This is a genomic window from Rathayibacter sp. VKM Ac-2754 (assembly GCF_009807095.1).
In the GTDB taxonomy this organism is placed as follows: Bacteria; Actinomycetota; Actinomycetes; order Actinomycetales; family Microbacteriaceae; genus Rathayibacter.
In genome coordinates, this window is record NZ_WUCC01000005.1 from 353,113 (window position 1) to 367,725 (window position 14,613).

Below are 14,613 nucleotides of genomic sequence, written 5' to 3' on the forward strand. Positions count from 1 at the left end.
GGATGCACCGCTGGTCCCTTGATACGGCGGGCGATACGTTGTGGGGGAGAAGCCCCTCGGGAGGTCCCATGCCCCGGCCGCGTCATCCGCTCGGTCCCGCGCAGACGCCGATGCAGCAGTTCGGTCGTGAACTCCGTCGATGGCGGGAGGCGCGGGGGCTCAGCGTCGAGGAGCTCGCTCGAGTCGTCGGCAGGGACAGGCGGACGATCACCGGCGCGGAGGAGGGCAGGGACTGCCCGTCGGAGCGGGTCATCCACCACCTCGAGGAGCAGCTGCGCAGCGGCGGACTCCTCCTCTCGCACTACGACGCCGTCCTCGCGGCGAGGCGGCGCGAGAAGCTGAACCGCTTCGAGGCTCCGAGCGGCATCTCCCCGGAGGCGTCGATGGACGATGCGTCCGAGTTCGTCGGGGAGACCGTCGCCGATGGGACGATCATGGCTCCCGGCCAGCACTTCGAGAAGAGCTGGACGATCCGGAACGCCGGGTCGGTGCGCTGGAGCGGCTGGCGGCTCAGCCGGGTCGGCATCGCCGCCAGTCCGGGACTCATCACGACGCCGCGCTCCTTCGAGATGCCCGACGTCGACCCGGGCCACGAGCTCCACGTCGTCATCCCCTGCATCGCGCAGTACGTGCAGGGGACGAGCATCGCCGCCTTCAAGATGACCGACGCCGAAGGACGCCTCTACTTCCCCTTCACCCGGTACTCCGTGGGGCTCCAAGTGCAGGTGACCGTCGTCGAGCGGTTCGAGCCGGGGTCGAACGCCTGATCGTCGTCGGTGCCGACGGAGGAGAGCGCCTGGATCGATGCCCACGGACGGCGAAGGGTGCGAGCCCCCGAGGGAGCCCGCACCCTTCCGGATCACGCGAGGATCAGCAGGCCTGCCCCGCGCATCCTTCTGGCGACCGCCACCGCGACGTTCGGCGCCGGAGTCGACGCCGGGAGCGCCGCCTGGACCTCGGTCGCGGGGATGATCGAGAACGGCGTGAGCGCGATCCTCGCCGAACTCGAACCGCCCTCTCTCCGCGGTGCGTCGGCGAACTCGACGCGGCTCCTCCGGCGCGCCCACGTGATCATCCGCGCCCGCCACCGCGACTCCGCGTTCTCGCCGCGCGCGCTGGCGACCGAGCTCTCGGTCTCGACGAGCGGACTGTACTTCGCGTTCTCGGAGACGGGGGTGACCCCCGCGCAGGCCATCCGCTCGGCGCGCGCAGCGTCGGCTCGGGCGATGCTCGACCGTCGACGGTCACCGGCGCAGCTCGACCTCGACGAGGTCGCAGAGCTGGCGGGCTTCTCGACGACGGCGAAGATGGTGGCGGCACTGCGAGCTTCGTAAGGCGGCAGCGAGGTGAGGACTTGCAACGTGACCAGGGGCGTCACCATCCGTGCATACCGCGACGGCACCGACGGTCCGTCTCGCCGATCTCCCCTCCGCATCACGGAGTGTCCATGTGTGTCAGTTCGATGTGACGATCACCGGGAGGCTCACCGTACAGGTGAGCCTCCCGGTGATCGTCGAGACCCTGCACCGCGATGAGAGCTTCCACGGCTCCGCCGCACGGGGCGGCGGCAGTGATGGGCGGTGCGGAGCAGCCGTCATGCCATTACGCTGACGATCTCTTCGCGGCGTTCAGCAGGCGCGAGCGATGTACGAGATGTACGCAGCCGAGCTGGTTCCGTCGTTGGAGAAGGGCGAGTAGCTGATGACGTTCTCGGCGACGAGCGTTCCCTGCCCGGGGATGTAGAGCTTGCCTGAATCGGTCAGGGCTGCGCGGCTCGAGGACCTGTCGGCATCGACCGAGACGAAGGTCTCCGACAGGGAGTTGACCGGGTCGGAGGTGGTGGTCCCGGTGCTCGTGTTGTAGAGGAAGACGTCGCCACTCGTCGTCGTGTAGGTGACGTAGGCGACTCCGTTGGCGGCGTAGGGCTGGTAGGACGTCACGTTGTCGGCGACCTTGGTGCCCGTTCCCGGGATGTAGAGCGCTCCGTTGTTCGTCAGGGCCGCTCGGCTGCTCGATTCGTCGGCTTCCACCGACACGAAGGTGAGGCCCGGGAGGTTGTCGTTCGTCGTGACTCCCGTCGACACGTTGTAGAAGTGGACTGTGCCGTTGGAAGTGACATAGGTGATGTACGACGTGCCTCCGTTGGTGTAGGGCGCGTAGGAGATGACGTCATCGGCGACCTTGGTGCCCGTTCCCGGGATGTAGAGGGCTCCCGTGTCCGTGAGTGCGGCCCGGTGGGAGCCGGTGTTCCCCTCGACCGAGACGAAAGTGCCCGACACGGTGTCCGTGGTCGAGGCTCCCGATGAGACGGTGTAGTTGTGAACCTTGCCATCGGAGGTCACATAAGTGATGTAAGGGGCCCCGTCCGAACCCGCATAAGGCGAGTAGGAGATCACATCACTGGCGACCAGGGTGTTCTGGCCCGGGATCAGGAGCTGCCCGTCGCTGCTGAGCACCGCGCGGTTCGAGGCGTCGTTCGTGCCGACCGACACGAGTTCGAGGCCTCGGGCGTTGACCGCATCGGAGGTCGTGACACCAGTGCTGACGTTGTAGAGGAGTGACTTGGCGGGGGCCGCCGTGGAGCTGACCGGCGCCGTGGTCGCCAGCGTTCCGGAGGTCGCCGAGAAGGCGCTGTCACCGCCGCCGGCGGGGACCTCGATGTCGGGGAGGGTGATGGTGCCGTCCGCGCCGGAAGTGGCGGAGAAGGTGGTGGACCCGTCCGAGAAGGTGTAGCCGTCGCTGAGGGTGACGCTGATCAGTTCGCCGGAAGCGGGCGTCTGTCCGTCGGTGGTGCGCTTGACCTGGACGCCGGAGATCACTCCGCAGCCGGTGCCGGAGTACGAGGGCTGCGTGAACGCGAGGGTCGGCTGGTTCGAAGCGGCTGCCGCGGGCGTCGCCGCGGCGACCGCCACGACCGGGATCGTCCAGGCGGCTCCCTGCACGATCGTGCGGCGCTGGACGCGGCCGTCGCCGTCTCGGGCGATCCAGTCGAGCTTGGTGGCGTCGTTCTCGTTCGGCTTGCTCATGCGTGGTCCGTCTTTCTCTCATCGGGAGGGGAACGAGTGAGAGAGTCTCGGATCGGGCTCGACCTGTCCGGCCCCTCCGCAGAGGAGTAGCGGTGATCGGGCCACATCCGTAGCGGTTCGCGCCCGACCTCCGGCTCCGCGGGCGGCCGGTGCTTGAGTGTCCGGGTGACGACGACATCGCGGCAGAACCCACCCCCGCCGGCCCCCGGCACGCGGAGGATCCTCGGTGCGCATCGGGGTGTCGTGCTGCAGGGGGCGGCCGCGCACTCGTGGTTCGACGGCGCCGGCTTCGCGGTCGAGCAGGGGCAGTACCACCTGGTGACCGACGTCCTCTCGACGCCGGAGTCGCGGCTCGCCCGGGTGTGGCACACCGGTGGCCGGATGACCTCGACGGATCGGCCCACCGCGCTGGTGCTGCTCCAGCTGGAGGGCACGTCGGCGGTGACCGTCGACGGGACGAAGCGCATGCTCGGGCCCGGCGCGATCGCCTACGCGGCACCCGGGACGGCCCTCACCCTCAGGAGCGACGACCCCGTCGCTCGCGTCGAGCTCGAGAGCTCCGGCCTCGCGCTCCCCCCGCGGGCCCGGGAGGCGATCGAGCGCCGGGTCGTCCTCGACGGCACGGCCGGCGCCTTCGCGAGCGTCCTCATCGCGACCGTCAACACGGCTCTCAACAGCGCGATGCGGCCAGATGACGCCGGCTACGCCGCGTTCCTCCTCGGTCTCGGTCACCTCACCGCCGCGACCCTCACCGACGCCTCCGGGAGCCACGACGGCCCGAGGACCCTGCGGCGGCAGGACGTCTACGAGCAGGCCCTGGCGGTGATCGCGCGCGAGGCACCGGACCCGGACTTCTCGGTCGCAGGCCTGGCGCAGGCGCTCAACGTGTCGCAGCAGTACGTCCGCGTGGTGTTCGCCGTGCACGGGGCGACGGCTCGCGACGCGATCCGCGACGCGCGCGCCGACCTGGCTCGCTCCTACCTCCGCGTGAACGGCAGCCGCCTCGTCTTCACGGCGGCGGAGGCGGCCCACCTGTCGGGGTTCCGGTCGGTCGGCACGATGCGGGCGGCGCTGCGCACGGAAGGGTGAGGCCCGCCTCGAGCAGGAGACGGGAGATCCTGGCACCGTGCGGTGCGGTCGGCTCCGCTTCAGGGGGAGCGAGCGTCGCGCCCGTCGATGACGCCCGCGCTGCGGAGGAGCCCGGATCTGTCGCCCGACCTGATCGCACCGTCACGATGATGCTCGGCGATCAGGAGCGGTCATCCCCAGATCGCGGAAGTGGTCCTTGAGCGCGCGCGCTCCCGGGAGCCCGACCCGGCGCGCCACCCGATCCCAGTCGGCGCGGGTCGCTCCCGGGGCCGCCGCCAGCAGTTCTGCGGCGGCCCGCGCCCGAGTCAGCCGCAGCATCCGGTGCGGCGTGGAATCGACGGTCGAGAAGGCGCGCTGGAGCTGCCTCTCGCTCACGGACAGTTCGTCGGCGAGGCGTGCGACGGAGAAGCGGGGGTCCGCGAATCCCGCCTGGATCAGCCTCCGCGCGCGCAGGAGGAGACGTCGATCCGCAGCGCCGATATCCGGCATCACATCTCGTCCGGACTCCTCGAGGAGATCAGTGACGAGAGATTCGAGAGCGCGGCGGTAACCGCCGCTGAGAGGTGTCTCGAGAGATCCGACTCCTGTCAGGATCTCGTTCACGAAGACCGATATCGCTCGAATTCCCACCCTGTTCGACTCGATGGTCACCGGCCCCTGCAGAAGAGTCGGAGTGAACCTCTCAGTGAAGGCCTCACCGAGCTCGACTTCGATGGTCGCGACCTGTTCCGTGCTCTTCGTCCTGAATGTCTGCGAGGTCAGTGCTATCACTGCCTGCCCTCGACCGAGAGCCGTTCCTCCGGGCGGGAGAAGCAGTTCGAGAAGGCCGTCCGTCACTGCCGTGAACGATATCGCAGAAGAGGATGAACCGCCGTGCACCGTCTCGCTCGGACCGCGTGAAAGGCGGGCGAGAGCCATATCCGGAGCGCGATAGGCGTCAGCGAAGAGCCGGATGTCGGCATTCTACTCCACCAGAGCGAATCCGCGGTCGCCGAGCCAGGAGACTGCCTCGGAATCAGTGAGGACGACTCTCTGCTCCAGGGTCACCAGGGGGCTGCGCAGCATTGTTCCTCGTACTCGGATCGGCTCCGAGCACTCAACCATGTCCGCACTGATCCGCATCCGCACGGAAAGCCGACATCGCCTGCACGGAAAGCCGACAGAACACGCGGATTCCCCCTTCGAGAACGGTGCCGAGAGCGAGGATCGGTCGCGTTCACGCTCCCGACTATCGAAGGAATCCCATGACGAAGAACCCGACGACACGCGACATCCCGATCTCCGAAGGCTGGTCGATCCCGAACGAGAACGGCGTCGGCCGTCGGACTCTGGTGAAGGGCGCCGCGTGGTCGGTCCCGGTCGTCGCCGTCGCTGTCGCCGCACCGATGGCCGCGGCGTCGAACACCCCGACGTGCGCCGACCAGAACACGAACCTCCACGCCTCCGGCAACGGCTTCAACGACGGCGCGAACGGGGCGAACTCGAGCGGACAGCACAACGACTGGCTCGTCTTCGACGCCGGCTCCCCGCTGTTCAGCGACCTGTACCTGCAGAACACCGGTGACACGACGATCACCCGCATCCAGGCGGCGACCAGCCTCGAGATGAACGCCCACGACTCGACCGCGGCGACCGGTGGTGCCCTGATCCTCTCGGACGGGACCGTCATCGGCCCGACGACGACGATCCCGGTGTACCAGCAGGGCGGGCTGCGCTGGGTGTTCACCTACGTCTTCAGCGGCTTCTCGCTCGCGCCGGGGCAGACCGCGACCTTCCGGACGAGCTACACCACGTCTTCCACCCCGCGGGCGGACTACATCGAGGCCCGTCCGTACCAGGTCGCCCGGGCGACCGAGATCCTCTGCGCCGGCGCCCCGGTCACGCCGACCGAGAGCAACGCGGGCGACAACGATGCCCAGAACGCGACGGGGTACTACGTGCACGGCTGATCCCGCAGCGCCGACAGCGGAGGCGCGCCCCCGCGGGGACGCGCCTCCGCGTCGTCCGCGGCTCGCGACGCGGCGTCACTCGGGCCGGAGGCGGCGGTGCAGCCGGACGAGCTCGGCGCGGGTCGAGACGCCGAGCTTGCGGTAGGTGCTGCGCAGCTGGCTCTTCACGGTGTGGGGGCTGACGCCGAGGGTGGCGGCGATCTCGGGCACGCTCCCGCCGGCGACGGCGTGCTCGACGACGATCCGCTCTCGACCGCTGAAGGTGGCGAACCCGGCGGCGAGGGGCATGACGCGCTGCCTCCGCAGGTGCGCGGCTGCCTCAGCGCGGAGGTCGTCGGGGAGCGTGGTGAACGCGGAGTAGGACCTGCTGGCGTGGGCGACGCCCACCGCTTCCTCGAGGAGGGCGGTGCGCCGATCGCGGGCGTCCGTCGCCAGGGCCGTCGCGAGCAGGGCGAGCACGAGGATGCGGGGCCGCGATCCGTCGACGCGCAGCAGCGGCTCCGCGATCTCCCGGGCGAGCCCGTGCCGGCCGAGGCGGACGAGGCGGACGGCGCGCACCGAGGCGGAGAGCTGGCGCAGCGCGCCTCCGGCGGTGGCCGCTCGGAGGCGGACCTCGGGTGGCGAGCGGTGAACCGGTTCCATGCGTCCAGTGGCGCCCGCGCTCCCCTCTCCGTCTCGACCGGGTGCGGATCCGGCAGCTCGGGGTCAGTCGAAGCGGCGGCCCGCCGGCAGGGGCGGCAGCAGGAAGAGGATGACCAGGAAGACGACTCCGGCGATCGGGATGAACACCGCGAGGATCCAGAGCCCGCTGCGGTTCACATCGTGCAGCCGCCGCCAGATCAGCGCGAGCGACGGGATCAGGGTGGCCAGGCTGATGATGCCGGCGAGGACGGCGACCCAGCCGGTCTCGTAGGCGGCGGCGTTGCGGAACGGCGCCAGCACCAGCTCGAAGCCGGACTGCGATCCGTCGAGCAGCCGGAGCAGCACGGTGAGGATCGTGCCCGCGAGGACCATCCACCAGTACTCCGCGCGGCTCGCACGCCCGCGGAAGGTGGCGTACTTGGCGAAGAAGCGGCGGACGGCGGCGGTGGCCGGTGCGCCGTAGTAGGGGAGCGAGAGCGGCGGCTCATCGGTGCGCGGGCTCATCGGGTGCGTCCTGTGCGGCACTGGGACGAGGCGGTCGGCGTGATCGCGGTCATCCCTCGACGCTATCGCGGCGCCACGGGCGGGGCGTCGGCCGCCAGGGGGAGTCCGCGCCCGGGGTCGCGAGCCCCTAGGGGTGAACGGGCCGCAGCTGCTCCTCGGTGATCGGGAACGGCACCGAGAAGTGCAGCTCCGTCGCCCTGGTGTCGCCCCAGTCGTCCTTCGTCACGCGGACGGCGTCGGGAGAGACCTCGGCGATGCGGACCCGCAGCCACGATCCGTCGTCCAGACGCAGCTCGTGCGGGTCGGCGAGGTAGCTCAGCCCGATCCCGTCGAGGGTCTCCTCGGCGACCATCCACTCGACGACCCCGGTGCGTCGTCGCCCGAGCAGGTCGATCACGACGAAGCCGTCGAGCGCGGGCGCCATCCAGCCGAGTCGCTCGCCGTCGTCGGAGCGTCGGTGCTCGATCCAGTCCTTCTCCATGCAGGCGAGAGTAGCGATCGTCGTGCCGCGAGGTGTCCGGCCGATCGTGTCCCGCGGATCGAATCGGGTGTGCTGCGCCGTCCGATCGCGCCGGCGCTGCGAGACCGCGGCCTGCTGCGCGTCGAGCGCTCGGTCTCAGCCGGCGGAGTCGGCCGCCGGACTCGCGGACCGAGAAGCCCGCTGGCCGAGGGCGGCGGAGACGCCCTCCCGCGCGTCGCGGAGAGCGAGCGTCCGCTCCTCGGCGGAGAGGCGGGCGGGGCTGTGCGTGATGACCGGTGGCAGGACCTCGTAGCCGACGAACTCGAGCATCCCGCGGTGGATGTGGAACAGGAACGACCGCATGTCGCCGTAGCCGTCGGCGGCGTCCGGCGCGAACTCCGGCCCTCCTCCTCCGGTGGTGAGGAGCAGGACGGCCTTCCTGCCGCGCATCCCGCCCTCGGCGAAGATCCCGTGCTCGCCGCCGAACGTCGCGCCCATCACGAAGACCCGGTCGATCCAGCCCTTCATGATCGCCGGCATCGAGAACCACCACAGCGGGAACGAGAGCACCAGCAGATCCGCCCGCATCAGTCGATCGAGGTGGGCCTGCACCGGGTGCCCGAGCGTCCCGGCGGTCACCGCGGTCATCTGCTCGGCCTGCGGCTTGAAGTAGTCGGCGTCGCGCGCGAACTGGTCGCGATGCAGGACCGGATCCCAGTCGTCGGAGTACAGGTCGAGGCGCTCGACCTCGAGACCGTCGGCGCGCAGGTGCTCGGTGACGGCGTCGGCCTGGGCGGTGGAGAAGGAACGGGGCTCCGGGTGGGCGTGGACGATCAGGGCGCGGCGCACCGGAGCGGTCGTCAGTGAGTCGGTCATGACTCCAACATATCGACGATTCGCGATATGTAGCTAGATCGAGGACTGCAGGCGCTTCATCAGATCGTCGACCTCGGTGCCGTTCCGGCGGTAGTGCGTCCACTTGCCCACGCGGGTCGACCTCACGAGGCCGGCGCGCTCGAGGGTCCCCATGTAGGTCGAGATGGTCGACTGCGCGAGGCCGGACTTCGCGGCCAGGTGGGTGACGCAGACGCCGAACTCGGCGCGGTCGGCGATCGGCTCGTAGTCGTCGAAGGAGGTCTCGGGGGAACGCAGCCACTCCATGATCTGCAGTCGCGTCGGGTTGCCCAGCGCTTTCAGAATCTCGACGAGCCCGGTGTCCATCGCTCGATTCTCCTCCTCCCGGCGGCGTGCCTCGGCGTCGCCGCCCCCTTCGATCCGTCGCAGAGGCACCGTGCTGCTCGATGACACGGGTGTTCCGTGACGGGTCGAACGCCTCCGGGCCTTCCGTACACTGGCGGGCGGCCTCGACGTCCCTGACGAGGGGCGAGGCCGACAGGGGGAGACGATGACCACGAAGGAACGCGGTGTCCGGCACGGGCGTCTCCGACCCCGCTCCGGTGCCCGCACGCTGCTGCTCGGCGTGGCGGCGTGCCTCGGAGTCGTCGCGGTGAGCGGATCCTCCCTCGTCGCGATCGCGACGGCGAGCATCAGCCGCAACGTGACCGACAACGCGGTCGATCTGGGCGTCGCGCCCGCCGAGGAGCCCGAGGCGCCGCAGCTCGGCGCCATCGAGGGCGGCTTCAACGTCCTCGTGGTCGGGACCGACAACGATGCGACCCAGGGCGACCAGTTCGGGGAGCGCGACGACACGCTCAACGACGTCAACATCCTGCTGCACGTCTCGGCCGACCACCGCAGCGCGACGGTGATCAGCTTCCCCCGCGACCTCATCCTGGACAGGCCGGAGTGCACCGACCCGGAGACGGGCACGGTCACGGAGGCCGAGAGCGGCGTCCCGCTCAACTCCGCGTTCCAGTACGGCGGACTGGCCTGCGTGAACGACACCGTGCAGCAGTTCACGGGTCTCACCGTCCCCTACGCCGGCTGGGTCTCGTTCAACGGAGTCATCGAGATGAGCAACGCCGTCGGAGGCGTGCCGATCTGCCTCGCCGGGCCGATTCTCGACACCGACTCCGGGCTCGACCTGCCCGCGGGCACGAGCACCGTCTCGGGCGCGACGGCGCTCGCCTTCCTCCGCACCCGGCACGGCGTCGGCGACGGCAGCGACCTCAGCCGCATCTCCTCGCAGCAGCAGTACCTCGCGTCGCTGATGCGCACCGTCCGCTCGGCCGACACCCTCTCGAACTTCCCCGCGATGTACGGCCTCGCCCAGGCGGCGTCCTCGAACGCGCACCTCTCCACCACGATGACGAGCCCCGCGACGATGATCTCGCTGGCCCTCGCGCTCAAGGACGTCGACCTCTCGCAGATGGTCTTCGTGCAGTACCCGGCGCTCGACGACCCGGACTACCCGGGGAAGGTGGTTCCCGACACCGTGCTGGGCGCCGAGCTCATGGCCCGCGTCCTCAGCGACGAGCCGGTCACCCTCGAGTCGGCCGCCGAGGAGGTGCCCGTCGCGACGGAGGCGCCGGTCGCGGAGGAACCGGCGGCCGGCACGCCCGCGCCGGAGCCGCTGTCCGCTCCCGGCCAGACCGCGGCGGAGGAGACCTGCGCGGTCCCGTCGGAGTGATGCCGGCTCGGCGGTCCGTCCGGGGAATCGGCAGCGCCGAGCCTGCCGCTCGATCGGTCGAGCCGCACAACTGAGGCTGAGAGATGCGAAGTCCCGAGACTCCGCGCATTCGGGCTCACCAGCCTTACCTCTGCAGACGTTTCCCGTGAGCCGCGGCCGAATCGCGTGGATCGAGTTCGATCCACGACGACGCAGGCCCGCGGCCGTCAGGCGCAGCGGGCGAGGTGCTGCTTCAGGTCGGCGCGGGTCGGGCTCCGCAGCGTGGACTCTGTCCGGGCAGCACTCCGCGCCCGTGCTCGGGCCGTCGCCCGTGTGTCAGTGCCGCGGAGCGAGGGCACCCGAGATCAGGGTCTGCACCAGGGCGCCGGCGTCGTAGCCGGGGTCGCCGGCCGCGCCGATGCAGAGATTCCCCACGCCCCGCAGCAGGGCGTACCCGTCGAGGGCCGGATCGTGTCCGATGCCGGCGCGTGCCGCATCGAGCAGCGAGCCGAAGACGGGGACCAGCCGGTCGACGAAGTAGCGGTGCAGCGCGTCCGATCCCGCGCTGTCACCCTGCAGGGCGCCGGCGAGCCCGTGCTTGGTCACGAGGAAGTCGACGAACATCGCCACCCACGCGCGCAGCGCCTCCTCCGCCGTCGAACTCTCTGCGAGGAGGCGCGGCCCCGCTTCTGCGCAGGCCTCGACCTGGTGCCGGTACACGGCGACGACCAGCTCCGGCCGCGTCGGGAAGTGGCGGTAGACGGTGCCGACGCCAACGCCCGCCCTCGCGGCGATGTCGCGGACCGGGGCGTCGACTCCCGACTCGACGAACACCTGCGCCGCCGCGGCGAGCAGGGACTCCTGACTCCGGCGCGGCCGTCCGACGGGTCGGGGCGGCGCGTCGGGCGATTCTCCGGTCACGGCTCCTCCTCAGCGGGCCTTGCTTTACGGAACAATGATCCGTAACGTTTGCGGAGCGACGCTCCGATAACCATCCTGCCAGAGCGCGCCTCCCGGGAAGGACCCACCATGACCTCATCGACCCTCGACCGCGTCCTCGGGACGGGGGCTCCGGTCGTCTCGGTCGCCCCTGTCGCCCTCGCCGCGCCGGATCGGCCGGTGCCGCTCGAGGTGCGGATCTCGGCGCCGGTGACCGGCACCGGCCTGCCCGTCGTCCTCTTCTCGCACGGCAACGGCTGGAACCTCGACGGCTACGCGCCCCTCACGGCGTTCTGGGCCTCCCGCGGCTTCGTCGTGATCCAGCCCACGCACCTGGACTCGCGGCGGAACGGCTTCGGCTTCGACCACCCGGTGTTCCCGAGCATCTGGACCGAGCGGATCGCCGACCTCACCCGCATCCTCGACCAGCTCGACACCGTCGAGGCCGCCGTCCCGGGCCTCGCCGGCCGGATCGACCGCAGCCGCGTCGCCGTGGCCGGGCACTCCTGGGGCGGTCAGACCGCGCAGTCGCTGCTCGGCGCGCGCATCCTCGACGACGCCGGGCAGATCGGAGGGGACATGTCCGACAGCCGCGTCACCGCCGGCGTCCTCCTCGCCGCGACCGGTCTCGCCGGCGACGACCTCGCTCCGTTCGCGCAGGCGAGCTTCCCCTTCATGCGCCCCTCGTTCGACGAGCTGACCACGCCGACCCTCGTCGTCGCCGGTGACCGCGACCAGTCGCGGATGTCCCGCCGCGGACCCGACTGGTTCACCGACGCGTACACGCACAGCCCCGGAGCCACCGACCTCCTGACGCTGCACGGAGCCGAGCACTCTCTCGGCGGCATCGTCGGCCACGAGGTCGCCGAGACCACCGACGAGAGCCCCGAGCGCGTCGCCGTCATCCAGCGACTGAGCACCGCCTTCCTCCGCACCGCCCTCGGCGTCGACCCCGACAGCTGGGCCGCCGCACGCACCGCCTTCCGCAGCGGCACGGACCCGATCGGCCGCCTCGACAGCAAGTGAGCACGACCTCGCCCGGAGCCTGACGGTGGCGGGCGACCCGAGCGCGCCCTGACGCCGGATCGGTCAGCCGGCCGGGAGGCGCACCGACACGCGGAGGCCGCCCGCCGGGCGCGGGGTCAGGGTGAGCAGCCCGTCATGCGCGGCGACGATGCTCTGGGCGATGGCCAGACCCAGGCCGACGCCCGAGTGGTCGGCGCGGATGCGGGCGGTCCCGCGCTGGAACGGCTCCGTCAGCGTCGAGAGCGAGACCGGGTCGAGCCGAGCGCCGGTGTTCTCGACGACGAGGACGGCGGAGCTCCCGTCGACGGCCGTGCTGATGCGCACCGTCCCGCCGTCGGCCAGGTTGTGGACGATCGCGTTGTGCAGCAGGTTGACGGTCAGCTGCAGGAGCAGCGACGGCGAGCCGGTGGTGGGGGCGACGCCGCCGGCGACCTCGAGGGCGACGCCGCTCCGCTCGGCCAGGGGGAGCAGTGTCTCGACCGCCTCGTCCGCGAGGAGCGACAGGTCGGCTCCCTCGCGGGCGAACGAGCGCTGGTCGGCACGGCTGAGCAGCAGCAGCGCCTCGACGAGGTCGATCGCGCGGGAATTGACGGTGCGGAGGCGGGCGACCAGCGCGTCGACGTCACGCTCCGGGTCGCTGCGGGCGACGTCGAGGAGCGTCTGCGTGATCGCGAGCGGCGTGCGCAGTTCGTGCGAGGCGTTCGCCGCGAACCTCCTCTGCTCGGCGTCGTGCGCCTCGAGGCGCTCGAGCATGGCGTCGAAGCTGTCGGCGAGCTGGCGGAACTCGTCCTGCCGCCCGGGGAGGGCGATGCGGTGCGAGAGGTCGCCGGTCGCGGCGACCCGGGTGGCGCCGGTGATGCGGTGCAGCGGAGCGAGCATGCGCCCGGCGAGGAACCAGCCGCCGACCAGACCCAGGACGAGCAGGAACCCGAGCGCTGCGACGGCAGCCGGCGCGAAGGCGCGCACGAGGTCGTCGCGCCCCGGACTGAAGAGGCCGGGACCGGAGTCGGCGACCACCGCCTCCGCCGGGATGTAGCGCAGCAGGAACAGCCAGACCACGGTGAGCAGCAGGCCTACGGCGAGCAGGAGGAAGCCGGCGTAGCTGAAGGTCAGCCGCACCCGCACGCTCATCCCCGGCGGCCTAGGCATCCGCGCCGTCCCGATCGCGCTCGATGCGGTAGCCGACTCCCGGCACCGTGCCGATCAGCCAGGGCTCGCCGAGGCGCTTACGGAGGGAGGAGATCGTGATCCGGACCGCGTTCGTGAACGGATCGGCGTTCTCGTCCCAGGCCCGCTCGAGCAGCTCCTCGGCGCTGATCGTCCCGCCCGCGGCTCCCATCAGGACCTCGAGCACGGCGAACTGCTTGCGCGTGAGGGCAACGCAGCGGCCGTCGCGATGCACCTCGCCGCGGAACGGGTCGAGGCGCAGCCCCGCGATCTCGAGCGTCGGCGGTCGGCTGTGGGCGCGCCGGCGGTCGAGCGCACGGAGGCGCAGCACGAGCTCGCGCAGCTCGAACGGCTTCGTCAGGTAGTCGTCGGCGCCGAGCTCGAAGCCCGACGCCTTGTCGTCGAGTCGGTCGGCCGCCGTCAGCATCAGGATCGGGATGCCGCTGCCCGAGGCGACGATCGCCCTGGCCACGTCGTCGCCCGACGGACCGGGGATGTCGCGATCGAGCACCGCGATGTCGTAGGAGTTGATGCTCAGCAGCTCGAGGGCGGTGTCGCCGTCGCCCGCCAGATCCGCGGCGATCGCCTCGAGCCGGAGCCCGTCGCGGATCGCCTCCGCCATCAGGGGCTCGTCCTCGACCACCAGCACACGCATGCGACCGATGCTACGAGCCGCGGTGTTAAGGGGGGCGTATCCGACGGCGGGGCGCTGCGCGCGCTCACCCGAGCGCGATGTCGGCGCCCGCCGGCCTCCCCGTGCTGGTCGAGTAGCCGCCGGAGGCGGCGTATCGAGACCCACGTCCTTCAGCAGATCCTGCTTCTGCCCTCGCCTCCTGGCGCTGGTGGATCTCGATACGCTCGATACGCTCGCTGCGCGGGCTGCGGGCTCGATCAGCGAGGGAGGGGGCCTGCAAGCAGGAGCTCACCTCGGGGCCGCAAGCGGGAGCTCGCCTCCGTGGAGGGGGCCGCCAGCTCGCTGGTCGAGTAGCCGCCGGAGGCGGCGTATCGAGACCCACCTTCTTCAGCAGATCCTGCTTCTGCCCTCGCCTCCTGACGCTGGTGGATCTCGATACGCCCGCTGCGCGGGCTGCGGGCTCGATCAGCGCGGAGTGAGCCAGGAGCAGGTCGTCCTGATGCCTCAGGCTCTCCTCGGGCGGAGAAGCGCCTGACCGGCTCGTCAGTCCTCCTCCACAGGTGCTCTTCGGGGTCCGGTCTTCCGGTTCGGGCGGTCCTGCCGGTTGC

Annotated in this window: 16 protein-coding genes; 6 read left to right on the plus strand and 10 right to left on the minus strand. The window is 71.0% G+C overall.

What is annotated here, in order from left to right:
* Positions 1–68: 68 nt before the first annotated feature.
* On the plus strand, positions 69–767 hold the full coding sequence (locus tag GRS92_RS11245; protein ID WP_159856268.1) for an NBR1-Ig-like domain-containing protein: 699 nt from the start codon (positions 69–71) through the stop codon (positions 765–767).
* Between the two features lie 57 nt (positions 768–824).
* Positions 825–1,334: a helix-turn-helix domain-containing protein gene (locus tag GRS92_RS11250; protein ID WP_159856270.1), complete on the plus strand. Its 510-nt coding sequence runs from the start codon at positions 825–827 to the stop codon at positions 1,332–1,334.
* 294 nt (positions 1,335–1,628) lie between these two features.
* Here GRS92_RS11250 and GRS92_RS11255 read toward each other — a convergent pair whose 3' ends face one another.
* A complete protein-coding gene (locus tag GRS92_RS11255; RefSeq protein ID WP_159856272.1) occupies positions 1,629–3,026 on the minus strand; it encodes a hypothetical protein in 1,398 nt (465 codons plus the stop codon).
* A gap of 165 nt (positions 3,027–3,191) precedes the next feature.
* Between GRS92_RS11255 and GRS92_RS11260 the strand changes: the two genes are divergently transcribed.
* Positions 3,192–4,115 carry a hypothetical protein gene (locus tag GRS92_RS11260; protein ID WP_159856274.1) on the plus strand — a complete coding sequence of 308 codons (924 nt, stop codon included), beginning with the start codon at positions 3,192–3,194 and terminating at the stop codon, positions 4,113–4,115.
* Positions 4,116–4,256: 141 nt separating this feature from the next.
* Here GRS92_RS11260 and GRS92_RS11265 read toward each other — a convergent pair whose 3' ends face one another.
* On the minus strand, positions 4,257–4,952 hold the full coding sequence (locus tag GRS92_RS11265) for a helix-turn-helix domain-containing protein (protein WP_159856276.1): 696 nt from the start codon (positions 4,950–4,952) through the stop codon (positions 4,257–4,259).
* Between the two features lie 407 nt (positions 4,953–5,359).
* Between GRS92_RS11265 and GRS92_RS11270 the strand changes: the two genes are divergently transcribed.
* Positions 5,360–6,064: a hypothetical protein gene (locus tag GRS92_RS11270; RefSeq protein ID WP_159856278.1), complete on the plus strand. Its 705-nt coding sequence runs from the start codon at positions 5,360–5,362 to the stop codon at positions 6,062–6,064.
* A 75-nt stretch (positions 6,065–6,139) separates the two neighbouring features.
* Here the strand turns inward: GRS92_RS11270 and GRS92_RS11275 are convergent, their stop codons facing one another.
* The 5 genes from GRS92_RS11275 to GRS92_RS11295 all read right to left on the minus strand — a co-directional run bounded on the left by GRS92_RS11275 (position 6,140) and on the right by GRS92_RS11295 (position 8,891).
* The gene (locus tag GRS92_RS11275) at positions 6,140–6,706 is read right to left on the minus strand and encodes a helix-turn-helix domain-containing protein (RefSeq protein ID WP_159856280.1); all 567 of its coding nucleotides are present in this window, start codon (positions 6,704–6,706) and stop codon (positions 6,140–6,142) included.
* Positions 6,707–6,769: 63 nt separating this feature from the next.
* Positions 6,770–7,210 carry a DUF805 domain-containing protein gene (locus tag GRS92_RS11280; protein WP_159856282.1) on the minus strand — a complete coding sequence of 147 codons (441 nt, stop codon included), beginning with the start codon at positions 7,208–7,210 and terminating at the stop codon, positions 6,770–6,772.
* Positions 7,211–7,337: 127 nt separating this feature from the next.
* Positions 7,338–7,691 carry a hypothetical protein gene (locus GRS92_RS11285; protein WP_159856284.1) on the minus strand — a complete coding sequence of 118 codons (354 nt, stop codon included), beginning with the start codon at positions 7,689–7,691 and terminating at the stop codon, positions 7,338–7,340.
* A 135-nt stretch (positions 7,692–7,826) separates the two neighbouring features.
* Entirely contained in the window at positions 7,827–8,546 is a 720-nt protein-coding gene (locus GRS92_RS11290; RefSeq protein WP_159856286.1) for an NAD(P)H-dependent oxidoreductase, read from the minus strand.
* Between the two features lie 33 nt (positions 8,547–8,579).
* Entirely contained in the window at positions 8,580–8,891 is a 312-nt protein-coding gene (locus GRS92_RS11295; RefSeq protein WP_159856288.1) for an ArsR/SmtB family transcription factor, read from the minus strand.
* Between the two features lie 184 nt (positions 8,892–9,075).
* On the opposite strand from GRS92_RS11295, the gene GRS92_RS11300 reads away from it, so the two are divergent.
* Entirely contained in the window at positions 9,076–10,260 is a 1,185-nt protein-coding gene (locus tag GRS92_RS11300; protein ID WP_159856290.1) for an LCP family protein, read from the plus strand.
* A gap of 315 nt (positions 10,261–10,575) precedes the next feature.
* Here GRS92_RS11300 and GRS92_RS11305 read toward each other — a convergent pair whose 3' ends face one another.
* Positions 10,576–11,160, minus strand: a complete 585-nt coding sequence (locus GRS92_RS11305) for a TetR/AcrR family transcriptional regulator (protein ID WP_159856292.1) — start codon at positions 11,158–11,160, stop codon at positions 10,576–10,578.
* A 108-nt stretch (positions 11,161–11,268) separates the two neighbouring features.
* On the opposite strand from GRS92_RS11305, the gene GRS92_RS11310 reads away from it, so the two are divergent.
* Complete coding sequence (locus tag GRS92_RS11310) at positions 11,269–12,204, plus strand: alpha/beta hydrolase family protein (RefSeq protein ID WP_159856294.1); 936 nt, start codon at positions 11,269–11,271, stop codon at positions 12,202–12,204.
* 63 nt (positions 12,205–12,267) lie between these two features.
* Here the strand turns inward: GRS92_RS11310 and GRS92_RS11315 are convergent, their stop codons facing one another.
* Complete coding sequence (locus GRS92_RS11315; RefSeq protein WP_327437441.1) at positions 12,268–13,335, minus strand: sensor histidine kinase; 1,068 nt, start codon at positions 13,333–13,335, stop codon at positions 12,268–12,270.
* A 10-nt stretch (positions 13,336–13,345) separates the two neighbouring features.
* A complete protein-coding gene (locus tag GRS92_RS11320) occupies positions 13,346–14,026 on the minus strand; it encodes a response regulator transcription factor (RefSeq protein WP_159856298.1) in 681 nt (226 codons plus the stop codon).
* Positions 14,027–14,613 lie beyond the last annotated feature (587 nt).